The sequence below is a fragment of the Vibrio scophthalmi genome, from assembly GCF_040869025.1.
Lineage (GTDB): Bacteria > Pseudomonadota > Gammaproteobacteria > Enterobacterales > Vibrionaceae > Vibrio > Vibrio scophthalmi.
Genome location: NZ_CP134272.1, coordinates 1093470 through 1118421, shown reverse-complemented (window position 1 = coordinate 1118421; position 24952 = coordinate 1093470). Strand labels below are relative to the sequence as shown.

21 protein-coding genes are annotated in these 24952 nt (G+C 43.8%); 10 read left to right on the top strand and 11 right to left on the bottom strand.

The window, feature by feature from the left end; translation table 11 throughout:
- Window positions 1-123: 123 nt before the first annotated feature.
- Window positions 124-780 carry a hypothetical protein gene (locus tag RJD38_RS19995; RefSeq protein ID WP_065546298.1) on the top strand — a complete coding sequence of 219 codons (657 nt, stop codon included), beginning with the start codon at window positions 124-126 and terminating at the stop codon, window positions 778-780.
- A gap of 171 nt (window positions 781-951) precedes the next feature.
- On the opposite strand, the gene RJD38_RS19990 is transcribed toward RJD38_RS19995, so the two are convergent.
- The 4 genes from RJD38_RS19990 to RJD38_RS19975 all read right to left on the bottom strand — a co-directional run bounded on the left by RJD38_RS19990 (window position 952) and on the right by RJD38_RS19975 (window position 6466).
- Window positions 952-2160 carry an IS4 family transposase gene (locus RJD38_RS19990; protein ID WP_032073033.1) on the bottom strand — a complete coding sequence of 403 codons (1209 nt, stop codon included), beginning with the start codon at window positions 2158-2160 and terminating at the stop codon, window positions 952-954.
- 129 nt (window positions 2161-2289) lie between these two features.
- Complete coding sequence (locus tag RJD38_RS19985; RefSeq protein ID WP_032073033.1) at window positions 2290-3498, bottom strand: IS4 family transposase; 1209 nt, start codon at window positions 3496-3498, stop codon at window positions 2290-2292.
- Window positions 3499-3627: 129 nt separating this feature from the next.
- Window positions 3628-4836 (bottom strand): IS4 family transposase, encoded by a 1209-nt coding sequence (locus RJD38_RS19980; RefSeq protein ID WP_032073033.1) that lies wholly within the window; start codon window positions 4834-4836, stop codon window positions 3628-3630.
- 238 nt (window positions 4837-5074) lie between these two features.
- The gene (locus RJD38_RS19975; protein WP_065546297.1) at window positions 5075-6466 is read right to left on the bottom strand and encodes an MATE family efflux transporter; all 1392 of its coding nucleotides are present in this window, start codon (window positions 6464-6466) and stop codon (window positions 5075-5077) included.
- 95 nt (window positions 6467-6561) lie between these two features.
- On the opposite strand from RJD38_RS19975, the gene RJD38_RS19970 reads away from it, so the two are divergent.
- Window positions 6562-7413 carry an AraC family transcriptional regulator gene (locus RJD38_RS19970; RefSeq protein WP_065546296.1) on the top strand — a complete coding sequence of 284 codons (852 nt, stop codon included), beginning with the start codon at window positions 6562-6564 and terminating at the stop codon, window positions 7411-7413.
- 78 nt (window positions 7414-7491) lie between these two features.
- Complete coding sequence (locus RJD38_RS19965) at window positions 7492-7830, top strand: HopJ type III effector protein (protein WP_009386340.1); 339 nt, start codon at window positions 7492-7494, stop codon at window positions 7828-7830.
- 105 nt (window positions 7831-7935) lie between these two features.
- Here the strand turns inward: RJD38_RS19965 and emrD are convergent, their stop codons facing one another.
- From emrD to RJD38_RS19950, 3 genes are all read right to left on the bottom strand, one after another.
- A complete protein-coding gene (gene emrD / locus RJD38_RS19960; protein WP_005599472.1) occupies window positions 7936-9141 on the bottom strand; it encodes a multidrug efflux MFS transporter EmrD in 1206 nt (401 codons plus the stop codon).
- A gap of 188 nt (window positions 9142-9329) precedes the next feature.
- On the bottom strand, window positions 9330-9638 hold the full coding sequence (locus RJD38_RS19955) for a cysteine-rich CWC family protein (protein ID WP_083163665.1): 309 nt from the start codon (window positions 9636-9638) through the stop codon (window positions 9330-9332).
- Window positions 9639-9742: 104 nt separating this feature from the next.
- A complete protein-coding gene (locus RJD38_RS19950; protein ID WP_005599470.1) occupies window positions 9743-10219 on the bottom strand; it encodes a MarR family winged helix-turn-helix transcriptional regulator in 477 nt (158 codons plus the stop codon).
- A 338-nt stretch (window positions 10220-10557) separates the two neighbouring features.
- Here RJD38_RS19950 and RJD38_RS19945 point away from each other — a divergent pair, with 338 nt between their 5' ends.
- Entirely contained in the window at window positions 10558-12129 is a 1572-nt protein-coding gene (locus tag RJD38_RS19945) for a BCCT family transporter (RefSeq protein ID WP_005599469.1), read from the top strand.
- A 138-nt stretch (window positions 12130-12267) separates the two neighbouring features.
- Here RJD38_RS19945 and RJD38_RS19940 read toward each other — a convergent pair whose 3' ends face one another.
- The 3 genes from RJD38_RS19940 to RJD38_RS19930 all read right to left on the bottom strand — a co-directional run bounded on the left by RJD38_RS19940 (window position 12268) and on the right by RJD38_RS19930 (window position 16385).
- Window positions 12268-12987 carry a 3'-5' exonuclease gene (locus RJD38_RS19940; protein ID WP_005599466.1) on the bottom strand — a complete coding sequence of 240 codons (720 nt, stop codon included), beginning with the start codon at window positions 12985-12987 and terminating at the stop codon, window positions 12268-12270.
- A gap of 7 nt (window positions 12988-12994) precedes the next feature.
- Complete coding sequence (locus tag RJD38_RS19935) at window positions 12995-14884, bottom strand: DUF294 nucleotidyltransferase-like domain-containing protein (protein WP_005599464.1); 1890 nt, start codon at window positions 14882-14884, stop codon at window positions 12995-12997.
- Window positions 14885-15188: 304 nt separating this feature from the next.
- Window positions 15189-16385, bottom strand: coding sequence for an aromatic amino acid transport family protein (locus RJD38_RS19930; protein ID WP_065546295.1), 1197 nt, complete (start codon window positions 16383-16385; stop codon window positions 15189-15191).
- Between the two features lie 556 nt (window positions 16386-16941).
- Between RJD38_RS19930 and RJD38_RS19925 the strand changes: the two genes are divergently transcribed.
- Together RJD38_RS19925 and RJD38_RS19920 are read left to right on the top strand one after the other, a co-directional pair.
- Window positions 16942-17529, top strand: a complete 588-nt coding sequence (locus tag RJD38_RS19925) for an ACP phosphodiesterase (protein WP_005599458.1) — start codon at window positions 16942-16944, stop codon at window positions 17527-17529.
- Between the two features lie 58 nt (window positions 17530-17587).
- The gene (locus RJD38_RS19920; protein ID WP_065546294.1) at window positions 17588-18847 is read left to right on the top strand and encodes a DEAD/DEAH box helicase; all 1260 of its coding nucleotides are present in this window, start codon (window positions 17588-17590) and stop codon (window positions 18845-18847) included.
- A gap of 113 nt (window positions 18848-18960) precedes the next feature.
- Here the strand turns inward: RJD38_RS19920 and RJD38_RS19915 are convergent, their stop codons facing one another.
- Window positions 18961-19728 carry a TetR/AcrR family transcriptional regulator gene (locus RJD38_RS19915; RefSeq protein ID WP_005599428.1) on the bottom strand — a complete coding sequence of 256 codons (768 nt, stop codon included), beginning with the start codon at window positions 19726-19728 and terminating at the stop codon, window positions 18961-18963.
- 987 nt (window positions 19729-20715) lie between these two features.
- Here RJD38_RS19915 and RJD38_RS19910 point away from each other — a divergent pair.
- Genes RJD38_RS19910 through phaC form a run of 4 tightly spaced genes read left to right on the top strand, consistent with a single transcriptional unit; the run spans window position 20716 to window position 24903 of the window.
- Window positions 20716-21456, top strand: coding sequence for an SDR family oxidoreductase (locus tag RJD38_RS19910; protein ID WP_005599427.1), 741 nt, complete (start codon window positions 20716-20718; stop codon window positions 21454-21456).
- Between the two features lie 15 nt (window positions 21457-21471).
- Window positions 21472-22686, top strand: coding sequence for an acetyl-CoA C-acetyltransferase (locus RJD38_RS19905; protein ID WP_065546293.1), 1215 nt, complete (start codon window positions 21472-21474; stop codon window positions 22684-22686).
- 25 nt (window positions 22687-22711) lie between these two features.
- Window positions 22712-23059, top strand: coding sequence for a phasin family protein (locus RJD38_RS19900; RefSeq protein ID WP_005599424.1), 348 nt, complete (start codon window positions 22712-22714; stop codon window positions 23057-23059).
- A gap of 59 nt (window positions 23060-23118) precedes the next feature.
- The gene (phaC, locus tag RJD38_RS19895) at window positions 23119-24903 is read left to right on the top strand and encodes a class I poly(R)-hydroxyalkanoic acid synthase (protein ID WP_005599423.1); all 1785 of its coding nucleotides are present in this window, start codon (window positions 23119-23121) and stop codon (window positions 24901-24903) included.
- Window positions 24904-24952 lie beyond the last annotated feature (49 nt).

Sequence of the window (24952 nt, the reverse complement as noted above, 5' to 3'; positions counted from 1 at the left end):
TGTTTTTCATTTACGTTGGTAATATCATGCTGTTTATTACATGAGGTATAAATGCAGAATTAGGGTTTTAATTTAAGAATTGACGACGTAATTATTTTTGATTATTAAATAAAGGAGAGTGTTATGTTACAAAGGATTGGTGTTACATTTTTAGCAGTTATATGCCTTATTAGCCAGACTGGTTGTGCGCAAATGGGGTTGGCAGGTGGCGAAGGAAGCGCCATTTCTGAAGAGCAACGAGTTCATTCCGCAACCGAAGAAAAAATATTGAAAGAAGCTACTGTTGCGGGGACGATTGGTGGCGTTGCAGTAAGTGCAATTGTCATCTCTACGCTTGGTAAAGATTGGCCAGTTTGGCTCAAAGCGGTAGTTGGTGTAGGTGGAACGTTGGCAATCAAAGAAATTGCTGAGTACATTGCAATGGACCAAATTTCGTCATTAAATGATATAACGTTGGAGAATGACGAAAAAGAGGCATTATTAACAGAAGCTAGAAAGGTAAACGCCGATGTTGCTAAACTTAATTCAGACTTGAAAGATAGTATAAACAACTACAAAAAAGATCAAACGGGTCTTTCTAAAGAATTGGCTCAAGCTAGGTTAGATCAAGAACAAGCTGAAATTGCTCTAGAAAATAGAAAGCAGTTATTGACGATGTTGGTCGAAGACTCCGCTCAGTACAATGAATTTAAAGAAGAAGTGACTGTTCTTGAAAAAGAAAACAAAACACTAGCTTCAATTATTGATGAGCTATCAGCGTTAGAAGTTGGAGCCGTTTAATTGCCTAACGTTATAAAGATTGTGTTGTATAAATTCTATTGATTACAATTGTTATTTAGTCGCTTGTCGAACGTAAATTATATAGAATTTTAGAGGATACTTCCAATGTTCGAGTGGTATTGTTCACTTCTTGGAAGTATCCTTAATAGTACTTAGTACTGAGGGATCCCCTCATAATTTCCCCAAAGCACAACCATGTTTGAATAGATTTTGAGCAAGCAGGGTTGCAGCCGCGAGCAAGTCTTCCCTCGTTATTGTGTAGCCAGAATGCCGCAAAACTTCCATCCCTAAGCGCACTGTTGAGAGTACATTTCGATTTTTGACAGTGTTAGCTTGGAAGTGCTTATCCCAACCTTGTTTCTGACCATGAACTCCAGCAAGCCAAAATGTCAGTTGAAGCATTAGGGCGATTAGCAGCATGATATCAAAGCGCTCTGAGCTGCTAGTTCGGCTATGACGGAGGCCTAAACCGTAGGCTGGGCTTTTCAAGTCTCGGAAGGTTTCTTCAATTTGCATACGCTTCGAGTAGAGCCTAACAAGTTGCTTTGGTGTTCGGATTTCAACGGGCAAGTTAGTCGCTAAAACCCATGGTTCTTTTGTCGAAGCGGAGTAGATTTTAGGTGACGGATGATGACAATTAGTCCGTGTCGAACGCTGATTTTTTCGGCCTTTAGGACGTGATTTATACAGTGCAATTTGACATGAAATTGGGTTGCTCTTAGTCAACCTCTTATAGCCTAAAGTCTTTGAGCGACTTGAGGATATGCTATGTAAGTTGCTGATAGGTTGCCAGTTTTCCGCACCTAAATCTGCATATTGCACTTTCCCTCTGACTCGACTTAACCAGTACCAACCTAGCTTTTCAACGGATTTATACCATGGCACTTTAAAGCCAGCATCACTGACAATGAGCGGTGTAGTGTTACTCGGTAGAATGCTTGCAAGGTCGGCTAGAAATTGGTCATGAGCCTTCTTTGAACATTGCTCTGAAAGCGGAAAGGCTTTCTCATAAAGAGTAATAGAACGACCATGTAGTGCCACCGAAGCCCGCAATACCATAAGCCGTTTTTGCTCACGAATATCAGACCAGTCAACAAGAACAATGGGCATCGAATTACCTGAACAGATAAAGCTGGCATGCCAACGGTATACAGCGAGTCGCTCTTTGTGCAAGTGACGATTACCTAACAATCTGTCGATTCGTTTGATGTTATGTTTTGTTCTGGCTTTCGTTGGCAGGTTACGACCAAGTTCGGTAAGAGTGAGCGTTTTACATTCAAGTAATGCGTGGCAAGCCAGCGTTAAACTGTTGAGTCGTTTTAAGTGCAATTCAGGGCAGAATTGGTAAAGAGAGTCGTGTAAAATATCGAGTTCGCACATCTTGTTGTCTGGTTATTGATTTTTCTCAGAACCATTTGATCACATGACAAGATGTGCATCTACCTTAAATTTATGATTTTTATCAAAATCATTAGGGGATTCCTCAGTACTTAGTACTGAGGGATCCCCTCATAATTTCCCCAAAGCACAACCATGTTTGAATAGATTTTGAGCAAGCAGGGTTGCAGCCGCGAGCAAGTCTTCCCTCGTTATTGTGTAGCCAGAATGCCGCAAAACTTCCATCCCTAAGCGCACTGTTGAGAGTACATTTCGATTTTTGACAGTGTTAGCTTGGAAGTGCTTATCCCAACCTTGTTTCTGACCATGAACTCCAGCAAGCCAAAATGTCAGTTGAAGCATTAGGGCGATTAGCAGCATGATATCAAAGCGCTCTGAGCTGCTAGTTCGGCTATGACGGAGGCCTAAACCGTAGGCTGGGCTTTTCAAGTCTCGGAAGGTTTCTTCAATTTGCATACGCTTCGAGTAGAGCCTAACAAGTTGCTTTGGTGTTCGGATTTCAACGGGCAAGTTAGTCGCTAAAACCCATGGTTCTTTTGTCGAAGCGGAGTAGATTTTAGGTGACGGATGATGACAATTAGTCCGTGTCGAACGCTGATTTTTTCGGCCTTTAGGACGTGATTTATACAGTGCAATTTGACATGAAATTGGGTTGCTCTTAGTCAACCTCTTATAGCCTAAAGTCTTTGAGCGACTTGAGGATATGCTATGTAAGTTGCTGATAGGTTGCCAGTTTTCCGCACCTAAATCTGCATATTGCACTTTCCCTCTGACTCGACTTAACCAGTACCAACCTAGCTTTTCAACGGATTTATACCATGGCACTTTAAAGCCAGCATCACTGACAATGAGCGGTGTAGTGTTACTCGGTAGAATGCTTGCAAGGTCGGCTAGAAATTGGTCATGAGCCTTCTTTGAACATTGCTCTGAAAGCGGAAAGGCTTTCTCATAAAGAGTAATAGAACGACCATGTAGTGCCACCGAAGCCCGCAATACCATAAGCCGTTTTTGCTCACGAATATCAGACCAGTCAACAAGAACAATGGGCATCGAATTACCTGAACAGATAAAGCTGGCATGCCAACGGTATACAGCGAGTCGCTCTTTGTGCAAGTGACGATTACCTAACAATCTGTCGATTCGTTTGATGTTATGTTTTGTTCTGGCTTTCGTTGGCAGGTTACGACCAAGTTCGGTAAGAGTGAGCGTTTTACATTCAAGTAATGCGTGGCAAGCCAGCGTTAAACTGTTGAGTCGTTTTAAGTGCAATTCAGGGCAGAATTGGTAAAGAGAGTCGTGTAAAATATCGAGTTCGCACATCTTGTTGTCTGGTTATTGATTTTTCTCAGAACCATTTGATCACATGACAAGATGTGCATCTACCTTAAATTTATGATTTTTATCAAAATCATTAGGGGATTCCTCAGTACTTAGTACTGAGGGATCCCCTCATAATTTCCCCAAAGCACAACCATGTTTGAATAGATTTTGAGCAAGCAGGGTTGCAGCCGCGAGCAAGTCTTCCCTCGTTATTGTGTAGCCAGAATGCCGCAAAACTTCCATCCCTAAGCGCACTGTTGAGAGTACATTTCGATTTTTGACAGTGTTAGCTTGGAAGTGCTTATCCCAACCTTGTTTCTGACCATGAACTCCAGCAAGCCAAAATGTCAGTTGAAGCATTAGGGCGATTAGCAGCATGATATCAAAGCGCTCTGAGCTGCTAGTTCGGCTATGACGGAGGCCTAAACCGTAGGCTGGGCTTTTCAAGTCTCGGAAGGTTTCTTCAATTTGCATACGCTTCGAGTAGAGCCTAACAAGTTGCTTTGGTGTTCGGATTTCAACGGGCAAGTTAGTCGCTAAAACCCATGGTTCTTTTGTCGAAGCGGAGTAGATTTTAGGTGACGGATGATGACAATTAGTCCGTGTCGAACGCTGATTTTTTCGGCCTTTAGGACGTGATTTATACAGTGCAATTTGACATGAAATTGGGTTGCTCTTAGTCAACCTCTTATAGCCTAAAGTCTTTGAGCGACTTGAGGATATGCTATGTAAGTTGCTGATAGGTTGCCAGTTTTCCGCACCTAAATCTGCATATTGCACTTTCCCTCTGACTCGACTTAACCAGTACCAACCTAGCTTTTCAACGGATTTATACCATGGCACTTTAAAGCCAGCATCACTGACAATGAGCGGTGTAGTGTTACTCGGTAGAATGCTTGCAAGGTCGGCTAGAAATTGGTCATGAGCCTTCTTTGAACATTGCTCTGAAAGCGGAAAGGCTTTCTCATAAAGAGTAATAGAACGACCATGTAGTGCCACCGAAGCCCGCAATACCATAAGCCGTTTTTGCTCACGAATATCAGACCAGTCAACAAGAACAATGGGCATCGAATTACCTGAACAGATAAAGCTGGCATGCCAACGGTATACAGCGAGTCGCTCTTTGTGCAAGTGACGATTACCTAACAATCTGTCGATTCGTTTGATGTTATGTTTTGTTCTGGCTTTCGTTGGCAGGTTACGACCAAGTTCGGTAAGAGTGAGCGTTTTACATTCAAGTAATGCGTGGCAAGCCAGCGTTAAACTGTTGAGTCGTTTTAAGTGCAATTCAGGGCAGAATTGGTAAAGAGAGTCGTGTAAAATATCGAGTTCGCACATCTTGTTGTCTGGTTATTGATTTTTCTCAGAACCATTTGATCACATGACAAGATGTGCATCTACCTTAAATTTATGATTTTTATCAAAATCATTAGGGGATTCCTCAGTACTTAGTATCAACTTTTGAGTGCGATAATGTCAATCGATATGTGGAGCTCTATATCCTAGTTTTGTTTTTGGCGCATATTTAATTCTAAGTAATGTCATTGCAGAGCTATAAATCCGTAATAAACATTTATTATACAATTGTATTAGTTACTACACTCTGTTCATCCTGCACCAAGTTATTGATCCATTTTTTAGATCGTATACGTTGGGTTGATAAGAAAATCTTGGCAATTTCTTCCAGCATGACAATGGCAATCACCCATTCTAATGACCAGCCCAAGACGATCCCGGTAAAGTAGGCAAGGGGAATTCCGATTGCCCATTGTCCAAACAGATCGATGAATATGGAGTAGTTAATATCACCGCCACTTTTTAGCACACCACCAATCGCCACCATATTAAAGACCCGAAAGCCCATACCAAACAGCATGATGATGAAGGTGTTGGTTGCCATAATAGGGTCAGAAATCGGCGTTAGTGAGATAGCACTGAGCAATAGCGGTTTCGCCGCAAAACATACCAGAGCAATTGAAAATGCGGCTAATGTGCTGATAAATACATACCACCAGGCCGTTTGTTCAACGCGTTGATATTGATTGGCGCCAATTTCATTGGCGAGGATCACTGAGGCCGCAACAGCAAAACCTAAGAAGGCTGAAAATATTACACTTTCAATGGGCGCCAATAGTGAAAATATCGCAAGTTCTGTGACACCGAGTTGGCCAATCAATACATTGTAGAACAGAATTCCTCCCGCCCAAGCACTGTCATGAATGATCATCGGTAGGCCAATTTTCAAATAACGACGGCGATGGGTCGACGTTTTTGCCTGTAACATGTTCTCTTTTGAGGCGATAAGACATGGAAAGCGATTAACGACGATATAACTGAGCAACAATGTTTGGAACAAGCGTGAAACACTGGTACCGATCGCCGCTCCCACGACACCAAGTTCTGGGAATCCAAATAAACCAAAGATAAGCAATGTGTTGAGTATTAAATTGAGCAGGATGGCATAGATACTGACCTGAGTGGGTAGTTTTGCTTGACCAATTGCTCTTAAAGCGCCTTCGAGTGGAACGCAAATAGCGGTACAGATCAACGTACTGGCCGTTATCCATAGATAGTCACTAGCAAGAAATATGTAGTCGCTATTATCTGATACGATCGAGACCACTTGTTCTGAATCGAAGATATACCAAAGCGAAAAAGGCGCAGTAACCAAAATGGCGACAAAGATAGATTGGAACAGCGTGATTCTTACGCCATCCATGTTCTTCGCGCCAAAATATTGTGAGGCTAGCACACTTACCGCTCCACTCACGCCACAGACCACGATCAAATTGAAGAAGAAGATCCGGTTACCAACGCCAACTGCTGCGGTTGCTGCTTCTCCCAACTGGCTTACCATCAGGATGTCTGTGACCCCCAATAATGAAAATAGCATTGACTGCAAAGAGACCGGTAATCCGATTTTAATTAGGTTTTGAAAGAAGGTTCTATCTGGAGTTGTGGCTATCATCGCATTACCCTCGACTAAGTGACGGATTTAGTTTATCTGCTGCGATGAATTACGTATTTTCTTTAAGTATCCATTTGTTATGCGGAACTATCAACATGAATAATATGCAAGAGTGCGCATCGATTTCTGCGAAAACAGAGCATGAGTTCATTGACTATCATCATGTGCTTGAACTTGAACGACATGGATTTATCCAATGTGGAATTGCGCATTGCTGGGAATTGTTCACTATCGCTCGCACAAATATGCATAAACATATGCTGCTTTACACTGTAAAAGGCAAAGGGTGGCTTGAAAGTCATGAGCAGAGGTATCAATTAGAACCAGGGTCATTAACCATCGTTCCAGCGGGAATACCAAATACGTTTGGTATTGAAGAGGAGGAGTGGCGGATCGCTTGGGTGTTTCTTGAACCCAATAAAAGTTGGCAAGATTTAGTTCATCAACAAGTTGAGTGCTATTTGAGCTCTGTCACAGAGGCGATTTATGCGGCGATATTATTACTGTTACGTGCGAGAATGACACCAATAGCAATCAGTGGTGACATCGTCGAAGCGACCAGTGCTCAATTGGCGACTTTAGTGAAAGCGTCACTGGATCATGAAATGAGCAGTAAGCAACTTCGCTTGAAACGCGTCTTTGATGAAGCGCAGCGACAACTGCATAAAGATTGGGATGTTGAGCAGCTAGCCGCTCTTTTTCCCTGTTCACCACCTCATTTTCACCGCTTATGTAAACAGCACTTTGGCCATAGCCCGATGAATCATTTGATGAGAAGGCGCATGGAATATGCGTCACGTTTGTTATTGTCGACAGACTGGGCGGTGCAACATATCGGTGAGCTGGTGGGGTATCCGATTCTATCTAATTTCAGTGCCAGGTTTAAAGTGTGGAGTCATCAAACTCCGAGACAGTATCGCAGAAATCGTGGAGAGTCTTTATTGTGATCCGCGTAGAGATAGCTTGAGCGCAAAGATTGCCGTAAACTTGGCTTTCAAATAAACACGACGATTAGATGTGAACATATGGAATTGAATAACTTTTTAGAGTTGCTTAAAGCAACCCCAAGCGCGATTGAATTTGAGCAAACTATGGCCGTGATCGATAGCCAATACCAATTTACTCCAACTTCGTTTAGTAATGGTACCGCGCGTAACCCCGCTGGTGAAAATAATGGCTCGTGTAAAATTTTTGCATTTGCGCAGAAACACCAACTCACCGAGCAACAAACGTTGGCACTCTTTGGGGGTTATTACCGCAATGATGTTTTGGGTAATCCTGATGGGGAAGATCACCAAAATATCCGTAATTTCATTGCCCACGGTTGGTCTGGAATTAAATTTGAAGGTGTCGCATTAAGCTAAGATTGCCCATGATTAGCATAATAAAATCCCAGTTTTGATAAAAAAGGAGCCTCAGGCTCCTTTTTATGCGTATCACTTTGAAAAACGAAAGAGGCTCGACGAGAATTAAACCGCCAGTGGCATTTCGTTAGACGGATCTTGGCGTTTGTTGACGCGAGCAAGGCCAATCATCGCCAATAGAGACATCGCGAGCATCAATACCCCTAAAGGTAATTGGTTCGGTGCTGGGATCAAAGAGGCGCATAATGTCGCTAGGCCCGCACCAAGGTTTTGCATTCCACCCAGTACCGCACCACCTGTACCCGCGTGATAAGGGAGCGGTGACAGTGCGCCAGTGGTCGCCGCTGGAAATAAAATACCAGAACCAAGGAAGTAGATCGTCGCACCACCAATCAGTGTTAATGCGGTGGTTTGGCCAAATAAGCCGGGAACTAATACGATAATTGAACCGACGGTGATCGCGAATAAACCAAAATTAAGTGCCGCACGCTCTGAACGACGCGCTGCAATGAGGCTAGACAAGCCTGCACCCACCAAGTAACCCGGAATAGGTAACACAAATAGCAAGCTAACAGTGGTGGCTGGCAGTTTCAGCACACCGGCCAATAACACACCTGCAGCCGCTTCAAAAATAGCGACACCAGAGAACGTGGCGACAAGGCAGATCAAATAACCTTGAAAACGTTTGTTTGATAACACGTACTTATAGCTATTGGAGACTTTTTCATAACGACGCTTCTCTTGAGGTAATGTTTCAGTGAAGCTGGTGGCCATTGTAATGACAACCGCGATGCCAAATAGAGCTAAGAACAAATAGCTTGAACGCCAGCCAAACATTTCTGTTAATACGCCGCCAAGTACCGGTGCCATCAGTGGTGAAAAAATCACGCACATGCTGATCAGGCTGTTAACTCGATGAAGTTCTGCTCCGGAATAACAGTCGCGGGTTAATGTGCGAGACATTGCACCACCACAACCGATACCCAAGCCTTGAATAAAGCTTCCAGCGAGAAACAGTTCGAAGTTGTGAGCAAATAGCGCCACCAATGTTCCCACAATGTAGATCGCCAAACCGCCTAAGATAATAGGCTTACGGCCGATACGATCAGACAGTGGACCATAGACAAACTGAGATAATCCGTAAGGAATCAAATAACAAGCCATGACAGCTTGAAGACTCGCCGGGGAAACCAAAAATTCATTCGCCATCTGACCAATAGATGGAACGTACATTGTTTGCGTCATTTGACCGACAGCGGTCAAGATCGCAACAAGAAACGTGAATTTGAAGATTGGTGAAGTAGCAGACATCCGCAAGTTACCTTAAAAAAAGTACAACAACCCTTAACGGAGCGATAGCTCAGCTAATTAAAAAATGTATAAGGGAATTAACAGCGGCGAGATATTAGTGTTTGTCTGACTTGTTATCAATGGAAATGTATGATTTTCAGCAAGATAAAAATCTATCATTTGGATTAAAAAAACTAATGCAAATTCAGCTAAGCAACGGGGTGTTCCGATAAGCACTGACGACACAGGCATTGAGACTGCTTTACTGTGTTTGACAGGTCGCGCTTTTCAATCGTAAAGCACCAACAATCCGTTTTTCCAGCGGCAATATCGCAATGGGTGGGCTTGGCGCACGTTGGGCAATCGTGTGTCGTTTGGCTGCCGCTTAAATGATCCATGATCACTTGCTGCTGTGTTTCGTCGAAATGGCGCCATTGGCTGATTTCTTCCATCGTGCGATGGCAACCACTACAAATTCCTGCGTTGTTCTTACAAGCTGCAATACAAGGGCTTTTCACTCTGTGCTCCGAGTTTCCTAAAGGGGACAATATAGATAACAAGCGAGTTGCTAACAAATGGAGCTTACCTCGAGGGCGTAAGCTCCATTTGCGAAGAAGTGGGATCAATCGGTTTTCGTGATGCTACCGAGCTCCAGAACGGGGGCGACATCGATATCTTCCGCATTCATCATCATTGATAATCGTTGTACTGAAGAAAGCAACAATGTTTGTTCCCACTCTTCGAGCTGTTGGTATTTGTTGATGAAGCTCTGTTGTAAAGGCATTGGGGCTTGCTCTAAACGCTCTTTACCTTGCTCGGTCAATACAGCATGCACTTTACGCTTATCGGTTTCACTGCGTTTACGTTCGATTAGGCCGTTGCGTTGCAAGCGATCAAGAATAATGGTTGCAGTGGCCTGGCTCATGTTGGTGTGGTTAGAAAGCTGCTTGATCGTGACTTCCCCGAGATCTCGTATTGAACGCATCAAAATCAACTGTGGGGCGGTCAAACCTGACTCTTTACTCAGCTTTTTTGAGTGTAAATCAATCGCGCGGATAATTTGTCTTAACGACACAAGAACTTCTTCGTGCTTTTCCAAGATAAACCCTTAAAACCTAGTCTTTTACGCTGATGAACATACCCTAAAAGAGCGGTAAATAGAAGTGAAAGCGAAAACATCACCCTACTCAATAAACATTAGAGGACAAATTGATTTGAGGTCGAATAATTTACGTCATGATCAAAAGACGAAGTGACTATTCATCGTTTAGGCTACTATTTTAATTAATAATGCCTAATTTGCCAGCCGTTATTGGCGTATCACACTAATGTGCGTACACTATTGAGAGATTAATCAAAATTCATCGTTCCAATAATCCTTTTAACTCTAAGTGATTGTTGATGTCGATGTATAGAATGAAAACTTAGAGAGAAACTATGACAAAAGGAATCGATAAGTACAGCATAGATAGTACTGATTACACAGTTGGTCAGGATAATGTGCAAAAGTGGGGTTTTGATGTTCACAACCCAGTGTTTGGGTTTAGTGCGGGTTTCATTGCGCTGTTTTTAGTTGCCGCTTTGGTGATGGATGCTGAGACGGCTAAAACGGCACTCGACGGGTTGAAGTGGAAAATTATCGGCAGTTTTGATTGGCTATTCATTTGGTCGGGCAATATTTTTGTCGTCTTCTGTTTGGTATTGATTGTGAGTCCATTCGGTCGTATTCGCTTAGGAGGTATTGATGCCAGTGCCGACTATTCGTACCTATCCTGGCTCTCAATGCTCTTTGCGGCGGGTATGGGTATAGGTTTGATGTTTTGGAGTGTTGCAGAACCTGTCGCGTATTATACGGGGTGGTATGAAACACCGCTGGGCGTCGAAGCTAATACACCTGAAGCAGCTCGCTTGGCGATGGGCGCGACCATGTATCACTGGGGATTACACCCTTGGGCTATCTATGGAGTGGTGGCGCTGTCGTTGGCCTTTTTTGCTTATAACAAGGGGTTACCGCTTTCAATTCGTTCTATTTTTTATCCGATTTTAGGCGATCGCGCATGGGGCTGGGCCGGTCATGTTGTTGATATATTGGCGGTACTCGCGACACTGTTTGGTCTTGCGACCTCTCTGGGTTTAGGCGCGCAGCAAGCGGCGAGCGGTATCCATCATGTCTTTGGTATACCGGCGGGATTAGGGCTGCAAATTGTCGTTATCACGGTGGTAACGTTGCTTGCAGTTGTTTCGGTCATCCGTGGTATCGATGGTGGCGTGAAGGTGATCAGTAATATCAATATGATCGTTGCTTTTGTTCTGCTCATTTTGGTAGCACTTGTTGGTTGGGCTGTCGCGATCGGTAATATTCCTACCACCTTTATGTCTTATGTTGAAAATCTTATCCCGTTGAGTAATCCCCATGGTCGACAAGATGAGGCATGGTTCCAAGGTTGGACTGTGTTCTACTGGGCATGGTGGATCTCTTGGTCACCATTTGTCGGTATGTTTATCGCACGCGTATCACGTGGCCGAACAGTGCGCGAGTTCATTACTGCGGTTTTATTAGTGCCGACAGCAGTGACGATGTTGTGGATGTCCGTATTTGGTGGTCTGGCGATCGATCAAGTTGCCAACCAAGTGGGCATTCTTGGCACCAAAGGGCTGACAGATATCTCATTAGCGATGTTCGAAATGTTTGATGTATTGCCGTATAGCCGCATATTGTCAGTGATAGCCATCGTCTTAGTGCTGGTTTTCTTTATCACGTCATCAGATTCTGGCTCGCTGGTTATCGATAGTATTACCGCCGGTGGTAAGGTAGATGCGCCAGTGCTACAACGTGTGTTTTGGGCGTTTATGGAAGGTGCAATCGCCGTAGCCTTGTTATGGATTGGTGGTACCGAGGCGATACAAGCCTTACAAGCCGGTGCGATTTCAACGGCCTTGCCGTTTACCTTCGTCTTATTGATGATGTGCGTCAGCTTAGTGATGGGTATGCGCACCGAGAAATACTAAGATTAAGACCAATTGGTCGCAAATCTTTAAGTAAAAAGGGACGCTTGCTTGCGTCCCTTTTTACTGCGCTGCTTTTTGTAGATGCAACTTTACCATTATCACTGTGTTGTTGATTTTAATTTAATGCAAGTTGGTCGATTACTCCCACAATTGGCCGACAAATGTTGAGGGTGAATAATGGTAGGCGAGTTGCGCTTGCAGTAGCTCTGCCGTTGCTACCGCGTCTGTGAGTGCGTGGTGTGGAGAATACGGCGGCAAATTATAGCGAGTCCGCGAGCGACCTAAACGAACAGATTGTGGCGTGATGCCGCGTAACTTGTTCCACAACCCTCCATTTTGTCGACGCTGCACATTGGCTTCGATTGCCATCGTATCAATGAGTGGAAATTCAATTCCTTCTGTAATTCGATCACGTAAAGCGCGGTCAAAAAACGCTCGCTCAATTCGTTTGTAATGCACGACCATCACCTTCGTTGCCATCTGCTCAAGTACTTCCTCGAAAACATCACTCAAGTCTGGAGCGTCAATGAGATCACTGTGAGTGATCCCATGAATCACAATTGACTCTTCCTCAAGTTGCTTACGTGGCTTAATCGTCCAATGTTTGGCTTGGTTAAGATAGATTCGATTTAGATCAAATGGCACGGTTCCAATAGTGATAATGTCGTCGCTATCAGGGTTCAAACCTGTCGTTTCAAAGTCCATTGCGAGGAACTTAACTTGCTCTATTGGTGTGTTGGCCGGCGGTAACGCTTGTTGATAGAAGCGCTGGAGTATTTCATTTTGGCATAGCTCTGCTTTGTGCGCGTATTTTTGCTGCCAATTGATCATCGGCGCCTGAGTGAGTTTTTTTAGCATGATGTCCTCACTTTAAAGCGCTATTGCCTTGATAGCGGAATTTTAAGAAATTTTGCGCGTTGCTTAAGACTTGGAATGCATCTTTCAAATTACGGCGCTCAAATTCAGACAGATTTTCGGGCTCAATGTTGTTATCTGGCTCAATGTTGTTTTCCACGTCAAACGCTTGGTGGCGGATACGTACCATAGAAATAAATTCGAGAGCATCGCGTATCGCATGTGCCTTTCCTTTGGGTAAAATGGCCGCATCGTGGATGTCGTCTAAACGTTCAAAAGAATTTTGCGACCGTGAGCCAACGGCGAGCGCATGGACGCGAACCAGATCAGCCAGTGGTGCGGTGCCACGTCTTTTTAGGTTAATGGAGTTTTTATGCTGGCCATCTTTTTCCACTACAAAATCTTTGAAAAATCCTAATGGTGGCGTTCGATTCAGTGCATTTCGGGCTAAACAAGCGAGAAAACGGTTGTTTTTACGTGCTCTTCTAACAATAAAACCATTGAGTTGTTCAGCCCATTTCAGCCGGCCGTAGACACCATCTAGATCGAAAAAAATCGATGCATTGAGTAAGGCTTTTGGATTTGGATTGTCAATCCAATCGGCAAAGCACTCTTCCCATTCGCTCCGCGTCATGCGCCACTCTGGATTGGTTGCCATAATATCGCCAGTGCAATAGGTATAGCCGCATTTTGCTAGGCCATCACACACTAAGGTTGCCATGTTGGCGAAGTAGTCACCATGTTCGGCGGGGTTATAGCTATTATCAAGGATGATCGCATTATCTTGGTCGGTTACCAAAAGTTGTTCGTCACGTCCCATAGAGCCAAGCGCAAGGAAGCAATAAGGGATGGGGGCTAACCCAAGTTGCTCTTCGGCTAATTCGACAATACGCTGTTTGAAGCTGCGGCCAATGACCGACATTGCACTGCCAACCATATGTGAATTGGCATCTTCATTGACCAAGCGAACAAAACTGTCTTTGACTTGTTCCGATAGTACCGCGAGATCGTCAATGCTTTGTTGTTGAAAAATGCTGCTAACGAGTAACAGTGAGTTCTGCGATTCATAGCGGACGATATCGGTGGTTTCGATAATACCGATTGGTTGGCGATCTTTAAGCACAGGGAGATGATGCACATTGTAACGCAACATGGTGAGCATCGCTTCATAGACATACGCATTGTGGTCTAGTGAAATAACTTCGGTGGTCATCACTGAAGCGACTGCGTCGTGAGGGTTTAGGCCTTGTGCCAATACGCGGGTACAAAGATCCCGATCGGTAATAATACCGACTAGGCCAGAACCATCGTCGTCATCATTTTGCGCAATGTCCGGATCGATAATCAACAAAGAAGAAACATTCTCTTCTGCCATTTTTATCGCGGCGTTTTGAATGCTTTCGCTTGTGTGTACAAAAGGTGGGGCCGCTGTAAGCAATGTGCGTACTTTAGATGTCGTGAGATCGTTGTCGTTATGAGACGAGGAAACGGCTTGCCTTAAGCGGGTGTTATGCTCAACTTCGACAAAGTCAGCAAAGCTTTCATGGTGATCATAGAGCTCTTGAAAGACTGCCTCTGGAATACAGTAAATCAGAGTGTCTTTAATCGCTTTGGCAGGAAAGCGGACTTTATTATTGGTTAATAGCCCCATTTGGCCAAATAACGCCCCTTCATCTAGCCGATTATATAACTCACCTTTACGACGATAGACCTCAACAATACCGCTGCGCACCATATAAAGGTCATGTATATGGTCACCGAAATGAATGATCGGTGTATCTTCGCGATAATAAGCAATTTCAACGTGGCGACAGATGTAACTTAAAACGTCATCTTCGAGTTCGTCAAACGGAGGGTGTTGCGCTAAGAAATGTTTGATTTCTAAAAGTTCTGCTTCCATCGAGCAACCCATGGTATTCAATATATGATAGTTAAATGGTACATGATTCTTACTGATTGTGCCGAGAAAGGCATGGATGCGGCCTTAAACAGATCTTTGGACAAAGGGAGTAAATAAAATAGCGAGGAGCATGAGAGGAGGTGAAGCAGGGGATAGTTGTATCAAATTTGGCTACGCGATGGCATTAAATAAAAGGCTTAGTGTATCGCTAAGCCTTCTATTTTAAGTGCTTATTGAGCAACCAGATAGCATAGGCAGTTAGTGCTACAAGCGGTTCAATAAGTTGGTGTGATTCATTGGAGAATCAACCTAGTGCGGGCAGGATTCCGATGGTGATTAGGATTTGGGCTGACACAATCATCACACCCGCGCCAGTACAGACCATCAAGCCAAGATTACCACCACCGACTTGGTAGGGCGCATTGTGTTCAGTACGACGAACTTTATGAATCATCACAACCGGCAGGAATATCGCTAATATTGCTAAGGCGATTGCCGCATAACCAAGTGCCATAATGAACCCTTGCGGATAGAAAAGTGCAAAACACATTGGTGGTGTAAAAGTGACTACGCCGGTAAGCACTCGAGAGTTTTTCTTTTTGTTGATGCTGTCGCCAAGAAATTCAAACAGACCTAAGCTGACACCTAAAAATGAAGTAAGCAGCGCGAGGTCGGCAAACAGACCGATGATGTTGGCAATGTTATTTTGCTGAACGGTTGCAGACAACGTTGAAATAAGTGCGGCTAAACCTTGGTTGTCGACTAATTCTGACTGACTGACGACGCCAAGGGTCACTAGCTGCCAAAAAATGTAGATCACAAGCGGGATCGCAGAGCCAATCACAATGGCTTTTTTCAGTGCGGGAGTATCACCATCGAGGTAACGAACGATCGCCGGAATACTGCCATGAAAGCCGAATGAGGTAAAAATAACGGGAATCGCTGCGACAATTAAACCTTGCTGAATCGGCATGCTGAGCAGATAAGATTGAGTGACATTCGGGGCAAGGAATAGCAAAACGGTTGCCATGGCGACCAGTTTCAGAGTGAACAGCACTCGGTTTACTTTATCGACGGTCGCAGTACCGATAACCACAATTGAGGCGACGAGTAAGGTGAAGATCACCGTGCCACTGGCTGCTGATAATTTTAGGTCAAACCACTGATCTAAACGTTGATTGAATTGTGATCCGCCACCAGCAATATAGGCAGCACACAAAGAATAAAATAAGAATAGCATGGCAAAACTGGCAAGGTATTTGCCTTTTTTACCTAAGATCTGTTTTGCGAGTGTATGCAGTGTTGCATCGCTGCTTGCGTGCTGGTGGAGCTCAACCATGATCAACGCGGTGTACGCCATTAGAGCCCACAATGCAGCCATGATGGTCAGTGAAGTTGAAAACCCTATGCCTGCCGAGGCGAGTGGCAGAGCTAGCATCCCTGCGCCAATTGTAGTACCGGCAATAATCAAAGTACTACCTAAAACCTTTGATTTACTCATCTGTATAATATTCTTTACGTTAGTGACTGCTTGAGTAGTAAACTACCCAGTGAGGAACAGTTATATAGACTTATTCACTCTACTAATTGGCATTTTGTAGGCTATTTAGCTAAACGTCAAGTGGGTTGTACAGATATAATTCCATTGTTGTATATATTAATTTACAGGTATGGGTTGTAGCGAATTTAAACGTTTGCCTGTGCGATGGTGCAAAGTTATCACTCAAAGCGCTTTTGCCTTTCATGCCTCTGTCATATAAAGTCGTTACAAAGGAACGGCTGAGTGCCCAGTGTACTTAAGCTAATAATTAAAGAAGGAGGTCGACATGAGTGACCAAACATTTAACGAAGAAAGCTTAGAGCTGCTCGACGCAATTGAAATTGGTATTGATTTATCAAATTACGAGCAAGACTTCGAACAAACAGCGGACGAGTTACTTTAGTAACGACCCCATACAAATCCGACGCTTTGAGTGACGTGATTCTCCCCGATAAGCCAGTGCAAATGCGCTGGCTTTGTGCTTTTATCAATATGTCCTGAAAAAAAGCGAATAGTTATGAATTTTCTTGCTCATCTCCATATTGCGCACCACTGTCGTTCGAGTTTACTCGGCAATCTATTAGGTGATTTTGTCAAAGGGGATCCGAGCCGAGATTACACGCCTGAGATTGCCGCTGGTATACGACTGCATCGATTTGTTGATAGCTATACCGACAGTGCGGTGATTATGCAGCGAGCGAAACAGTTTTTTCCGCAAGGGCCACGACGATATTCCGGTATTGCATTGGATGTCTTTTGGGATCATTGCTTAGCGACCCATTGGGCTCGTTATCATGCTCAGCCCTTAGACCTGTTTTGTCAGCGATCAGAAACGATCGTAAAAGAAACGAGCGTGACACACCTACCAGAGCGTTTCGCATTGGTAAGTGAGAACATGTGGCGTGGACGATGGTTAGAGTCCTACCGAGATTTGGAGAATATTGAATTTGCTCTGAAGCGGATGTCGGAAAGAAGATCAACAATGGCGCCATTGACGCAATGCTATCCCTATTTGCAGCGGCACTACGACGATCTGCAGCAACTGTTTGCTGAGTTTTATCCCAAACTATTGCTTGCTAGCCAAGATTTCTCAGCTGAAAACTAGTCACAGTAGGGCGCTTGAGTATAGAATCGCTGCCGTTAATTGATTGAGTAGCAGAAATATGTCACAACCATTTGCGAATTTGGGCCTTGAGCCAACTCTTGTTGAAACCGTCAGCCAATTAGGCTTTAACTCTCCTACGGAAGTTCAGCTTCACGCGATCCCTCCAGTTCTCGAAGGCAAAGATGTCTTAGCGGGGGCGCAAACCGGTACGGGCAAAACAGCGGCGTTCGGTTTGCCGATCATTCAGCGCTTAAGCAATCAAGATTATTCACGTGATCCACAACGCAATGATGTCTCTGCGTTAGTATTGGTACCAACTCGAGAGCTTGCTCAACAAGTCTTCGATAATCTTACGGCATACGCTGTTAACACGTCGCTAAAAATAGTGACAGCGTACGGCGGTACCAGTATGAATGTGCAAACAAGAAACCTACATCAAGGCTGTGACATTCTTATCGCCACCCCGGGTCGTCTACTTGATCACATGCACTGTAAAAATGTTTCATTGCAGCGTACACAAACATTAGTCCTAGATGAAGCAGACCGCATGCTTGATATGGGTTTTTGGCCTGACTTGAAGCGTATTTTGGGCAAGATGAGCTCCGACCGTCAAACGTTGTTTTTCTCGGCGACGTTCGATAAAAAAATCAAAGATCTTGCTTATAAAATGCTAAATAGTCCTGTAGAAGTGCAGATCGCAGCGCAGAACAGTACTGCCGACACGGTAGAGCAAATGGTTCACCCTGTTGATAAAAAGCGTAAGTCAGAACTGTTGGCCTACTTGATTGGTTCGCGTAATTGGCAACAAGTACTTGTGTTTACCAAAACAAAACAGGGCAGTGATGCGCTTGCCAAAGAGCTTAAGCTTGATGGTATTAAAGCCGCTTCTATCAATGGTGATAAGAGCCAAGGCGCGCGCCAAAAAGCACTTGATGATTTTAAAGCTGGTAAAGTGCGCGCGTTAATCGCGACAGATGTCGCGGCACGTGGTTTGGACATCAATCAACTTGAACAAGTGATCAACTTCGATATGCCGTTCAAAGCGGAAGATTACATCCATCGTATTGGTCGCACCGGGCGTGCGGGTAAGAAAGGTTTGGCTGTATCACTGATGAGCCGAGATGAAGAGTACTTGCTAGAGGCAATTGAACGCCTGTTAGACAAAAAATTACCGCAAGAGTGGCTTGAGGGCTATGAGCCTAGCTTAATTGAAGATCTTGAACCAGAGCATCCATCACGCCGTAATAGCCGTTCATCAGAAAAGCGTCGAATGAAGGCAAAGATGAATATTCATTCTGGGCGCGGTAAACGTCGCTAGAAGCGTTAAACTAGGTAGTCATGAGATAAACCAAACGGCCTCGTCAATACGAGGCCGTTTTTTTGTGTTTGAAGTATTGTTTACGTCAGTTGAACTGATTTTGATTAGATACGCTATTCTTCGCCGCTATCAGTACTGTTCTCTTGCCTGTCGCAACCCTTGATCACTTGTGCAGGATCGAAGCATTCAGTTGGGTAAATCAAATCAGCGACACTTACAGGGTTTAAGCGCTTATCTGGTGCGATTTGGAAGCGCGTGGCGGTGATTTGATTAAACATCTGCCAGTGATTGAGTAGGCATTGATTGATGTCATCAGTTTCATCTGACCAAGTTTCACTTAAAAAAGGTGTTAGGCTGGCAGCCCCATGCGCATACATGATCATTTGCCACTTTATTTCCCATACTTTCACCGGCGTTTCCGGGAACGAATGGTTGTATTCTTCGGCCATATTATTCACCAGCGCTTCTAATTGGCCAGAACGGTCGATAAAGTAGTCAAATAAGGCATCTTCTTGACGCACGGCATCAGCGATGAGCTGTATTGGTTGTTTAAACATCAACATATGTGCGAGTAAACGAACTGAAAACAGATAAAGCCGTTCATTAGCGGGTGCTTGATTCGGTAGGTTATCGATGATGGTATGTAGATAACTACCCATAAACTTATGCAGTTCATCACTAATGGCATGCCAAATTTTTTCTTTACTGCCAAAGTGGTGGCGGATCAAACTGTGTGAAACACCAGCTTGCTCACTGATATTGCGCAGCGACACTCTTTCATAGCCGAGTGTACAAAACATATCGGCCGCAACCATCATAATTTGTCGTTTGGTGTTCTCAGCGTCTTGTGCACTTCGACGCCCTTGTTTTCTTTCGGTCATTCGTAATTACCAACCCTAACTAACCGCGTACTTTTACCAGAAATTCTCTAAGATTTCATTAAGATTAGTTTATTGACCACGTGGAAAATAAACGTTGATCTCAAAATAAAATTAAATATACTGCACAACTGTGTAGTAAGGGTGAGTTCCCCATGAGTAACAAGCTGACTTCAGCTGTAAAAATGGCACTATATTTGTTCGATTCTTAGTCTAAGAAGAGGCGGGTAGTGAATGTTGTGCTTGTGTCTTACTGATTTGAAATGTTTATTTGGCTAGGTGGCCTAGGCAACAAAGAGAGCCTTACATATAAAATGTGGGTTTGATCATTGTTTACGTCGTAGGTCACTACCACTCGAATCAATCCACTGCCAAGGAATAATTGATTTGTTTTTGCCAACCCAGCACATGTTGCTGGGTTTTTTGTACCTTTCACCCTGCCATTTATTTTTATGGTATTTCTTTTGGTTGCGACTTTCGTCGAATAGATATATTGCGATTAAAAATTCATTAAATATATGGATTTGCTGTTTTTGTTGATATTAATGTTATTTAAATGGTGCGACTAAAGTCTAAATCGAGCTTTATTGTTTATATTATTTATTTAATATTTCTATCAAATAGCGGTCATTTTGTAAGTTATTGATATTATTTAATGAAAACAAACGGGAAAATCATAAATCATTGGCTATTCAAGTGCTTGTAGAACAAATTACAAATCTGACATTTAAATAGTTATTGTAAATCAATGATATAAATTAATTTAACAGTAATACAACATTTCATTCCTTATGGGATCTTCCTCAACTTTATGTAAATAATATTGCGATTTATTTGAAGTGTCATAATTCCGGATTAGTTTTAATTAATAGAACAAGTCGATGCATAGATATTGACTGGATGACAAATTCACCTGTTGAACTAATTAAATGTTTGATATTTGAAAATAGTTTTGTCTATTTACCTTGCTGTTAAGAATGGAGTCTATTGATGAAAAAGATCGCTTTGATCACAGGATCTAAAGGCGGAATTGGATCTGCTATTTCCTCACAACTGGTCGCTGATGGCTACCGTGTAATTGCGACTTATTACACGGGCAAGTTGGGATGTGCGCAAAAATGGTTTGCAGAAAAACACTTTACAGAAGATCAGGTACGTCTGTTTGAACTAGACGTGACCAATACTGCAGAGTGTGCCGACCGTCTTGCGACGTTGCTGACTGAAGAGGGAACGATTGACGTCGTGATCAATAACGCAGGCATTACACGCGATGGCGTGTTTAAAAAAATGACCGCGGATGCTTGGAAAGAAGTTATCGAGACTAACCTAAATAGTGTTTTCAATGTTACTCAACCTCTGTTTGCCGCAATGTGTGAAAAGGGTGGTGGGCGTGTTGTGAATATCTCTTCGGTTAACGGAATCAAAGGTCAGTTCGGCCAAACTAACTACAGTGCAGCGAAGGCCGGCATGATCGGTTTCAGTAAAGCGCTTGCTGCCGAAGGTGCTCGTAGTGGCGTGACGGTTAATGTTGTCGCACCTGGTTACACGATGACACCTATGGTTGAAATGATGAAGCCTGAGGCGCTGGAGTTTATCAAGAACCAAATCCCAATGAGTCGTTTGGCTGAGCCTGAGGAGATTGCTCAAGCCGTTAGCTTCCTTGTTAGTGACGCAGGTGCCTATATCACAGGGGAAACCTTGTCGGTAAATGGCGGCTTGCATATGCAATAACAAGGAGTATTGATAATGGAAAAAGTCTATATCGTTGCGGCAAAACGTACCGCAATTGGCTCTTTCGGTGGGGCGCTAAAAAACACCGATGCGGGAAATCTTGCAGCAGTAGCGATTAAAGCAGCACTGGAACAGAGCCAGATTAATAATGAATTCATCGATGAAGTTATCGTCGGTAACGTTATTGGTGCAGGCCAGGGCATGAGTGTTGGTCGCCAAGCCGCTATGTTTGCAGGCATTCCTGAAACGACACCTGCATACACCCTAAACATGGTGTGTGGGAGTGGCATGAAAACCGTGATGGATGCGATCAGCCATATTCGCTCTGGGGATGGTGACATCATCGTCGCCGCTGGAGTTGAAGTGATGTCTCAAATCCCATTCATCGTGCCAAGCCAAATCCGAGATGGTCATAAGATGGGAAATATGGCTCTGACGGATTTGCTTATTAACGATGGCCTCACGGATGTGTTTAATCAATACCATATGGGTGTGACGGCAGAAAATGTCGCCAAAGAAGTCGGTATTACGCGTGAGCAGCAAGATCAATATGCCTTGGCCAGTCAGATGAAGGCGGTTGCAGCGATTGAAGGTGGGAACTTTAAAGCAGAGATCGCACCGGTTGAAGTCAAGGTTCGTCGTGAGACGCTAGTATTCGATACTGATGAATATCCGAAAGCAAACGCGACGCTAGAGAGTTTACAAAAACTCAGACCTGCTTTTGATAAAGAAGGTTCTGTTACAGCAGGCAATGCGTCGGGTCTTAATGATGGTGCGAGTGCAGTGATTCTTGCGAGTGAAAGTGCTGTTATGCAACACAACCTAAAGCCTCTTGCAGAAGTCGTGAGCTATGCTCAAGCTGGCTTAGATCCGAAAATTATGGGCTTAGGCCCTGTTCCCGCAGTCACAAAAGCTCTTACCAAGGCAGAGTTAGCGACAGATGACATTGATTGCTATGAATTGAACGAAGCCTTTGCTGCGCAAGCTTTGGGGGTTATTCATCGCCTTGCCGAAGAACATAACGTCCCGGTCAACAGCATCCTTGACAAAGCAAATCCTAATGGTGGCGCTATTGCGCTTGGTCATCCTTTGGGGGCATCGGGCAATCGAATTTTAGTATCACTGATTCATGAATTAAATCGAAGTAACGGCCAGTATGGCGTTGCATCTCTATGTGTTGGCGGAGGTATGGGTACCGCTGTCATCGTTAAATCAATCAAATGGAATTAATATCAATCACTTAGGAGTGTTAGTCATGTATACAGACTTTTTCAAAAACTTTAGCGATCAAACTGAAAAAACCCTAGAGCCGTACGTAAAATTCAATAAGCTTGTCACTAAGAATGTGGAAGTTCTTACGGAGCTTCAACTGAATGCTATTCGCACTTACAGCGAAATGGGCCTAACGCAGATGAAAGCAGCGGGTGAAGTAAGAGATGTGACGTCTCTAACGGCATTCAATAGCCAGCAGCTTAATGTATTATCTAAGCTCTCTCAGCAAATGACTAATGACAGCACTAAGCTTCAATCAATTGCTCAAGAGTTTAAAGATGATGTTGAGCAACTCACTTCGGAAAATCTTAAGACAGTGACTCCAGCATAACCACTGACTTTGCCGCCTTATCGATTAAGGCGGCTTTTTCCGATCATAGGAGTTGCATTATGTTTCAACACTTCTTTTCGGACTACCTTGTGAAGCTCCAGGAATCCAATCAACAGTGGTGGAAAGATCTCGAACTAAACAGGGCGTCCGCAAATACGCCGCTTAATAAAGCCATGCAAGAAGTTAACTTCGAAGACACGGCAAAATTGTTAGAAAACGCTGCAAATCAACCGACGGTTTTGCTCGAAATTCAAGCGAAATGGTGGAAGCAGCAGCTTGAAATCTGGCAAAGTGTGGCGTTGACTGGCAACACGGAATCTATCGTGGCGGCAGAGAAAGGCGACAAGCGCTTCAGTAGTGAAAGTTGGCAAAATGAGTTGGTTTTCAACTTCATTAAACAGTCATATCTACTGTTCAGCAAAACATATTTAGAAACCATCGATAGCGTCGAAGGCGTGGATGAAAAAGCCAAAGAACGTCTAACGTTCTTTTCCAGACAAGCCCTCAATGCAATGTCACCGAGCAATTTCATCGCGACCAATCCTGACCTACTTAAACTGACAATTGAACAAAACGGCGAAAATCTGCTTGCTGGCTTGGATCAATTTAAGCATGACTTAGACTCGAGTGCTGACATATTGAAGGTCCGTATGACCAACAATAACGCTTTCCGTCTTGGTGATGATGTAGCCAACACTCAAGGGGATGTCGTTTATCGAAATGATCTTTTTGAGCTAATCCAGTACCGTCCACTGACTAAACAAGTGCATGCGACACCGCTCCTCATCGTTCCTCCTTTCGTGAATAAATACTACATCCTAGATCTCCGTGAAAAGAACTCAATGGTTCGTTGGCTCTTAGAGCAGGGGCATAGTGTATTTATGATCTCGTGGCGTAACCCAGGGCAAGCACAACATAAAGTTGAGTTTGGTGATTACGTAACAGAAGGGGTTGCGAAAGCTGTATCAGCGATCGAGGATATTACGGGGCAATCGCAAATTAACGCAGCTGGTTATTGTATTGGTGGCACGGTACTCGCGTCGACCATTGCTTACTACGCCGCGAAGCGAATGAAAAAACGTATTAAGAGTGCCAGCTTCTTTACTACGTTACTTGATTTTGCTCAGCCTGGAGAAGTTGGCGCATACATTAATGAGTCGGTAATTAACGCAATTGAAGTTCAGAATAACGCGAAAGGCTATATGGATGGACGTTCATTGAGCGTAACGTTCAGCTTACTTCGTGAGAACAGTCTGTACTGGAATTACTACGTTGACAACTATCTAAAAGGGGTCAGTCCGGTAGATTTTGATTTGTTGTACTGGAATAGCGATAGCACCAATGTTGCCGCGCCAACACACAACTTTATGTTGCGTGAACTTTATCTTGAAAACAAGCTGGTTCAAGACAAAGGGGTCAAGATTGGTGGTGTGTGGATTGATTTGGATAAGATCAAAATCCCAAGCTATTTTATTTCAGCAAAAGAAGATCATATTGCTCTTTGGCAAGGGACATACCGTGGTGCGCTCAATGTGGGCGGTAACAAAACTTTCGTTCTTGGTGAGTCTGGACACATTGCAGGAATCGTCAACCATCCGGCCAAAAACAAGTATGGTTACTGGACGAATGATAGCCTTGATGAGAACGCAGAAGAGTGGTTGGCTAATGCCGATCATCATGAAGGTTCTTGGTGGAATCATTGGCATGAATGGCTATTAGGTTTTAATCCTGACGAACAGGTAGAGCCTTATCCGCAAGGAAATGAACAATTCCCGGCGATAGAAAAAGCCCCGGGCCAGTATGTAAAACAAGTGTTGCCGATTGAGCAGGAAGAAATGGCCTAATCGGCACGGTTGTTGATAAACGATCGTCAACATCTATGTTTGATCTTAA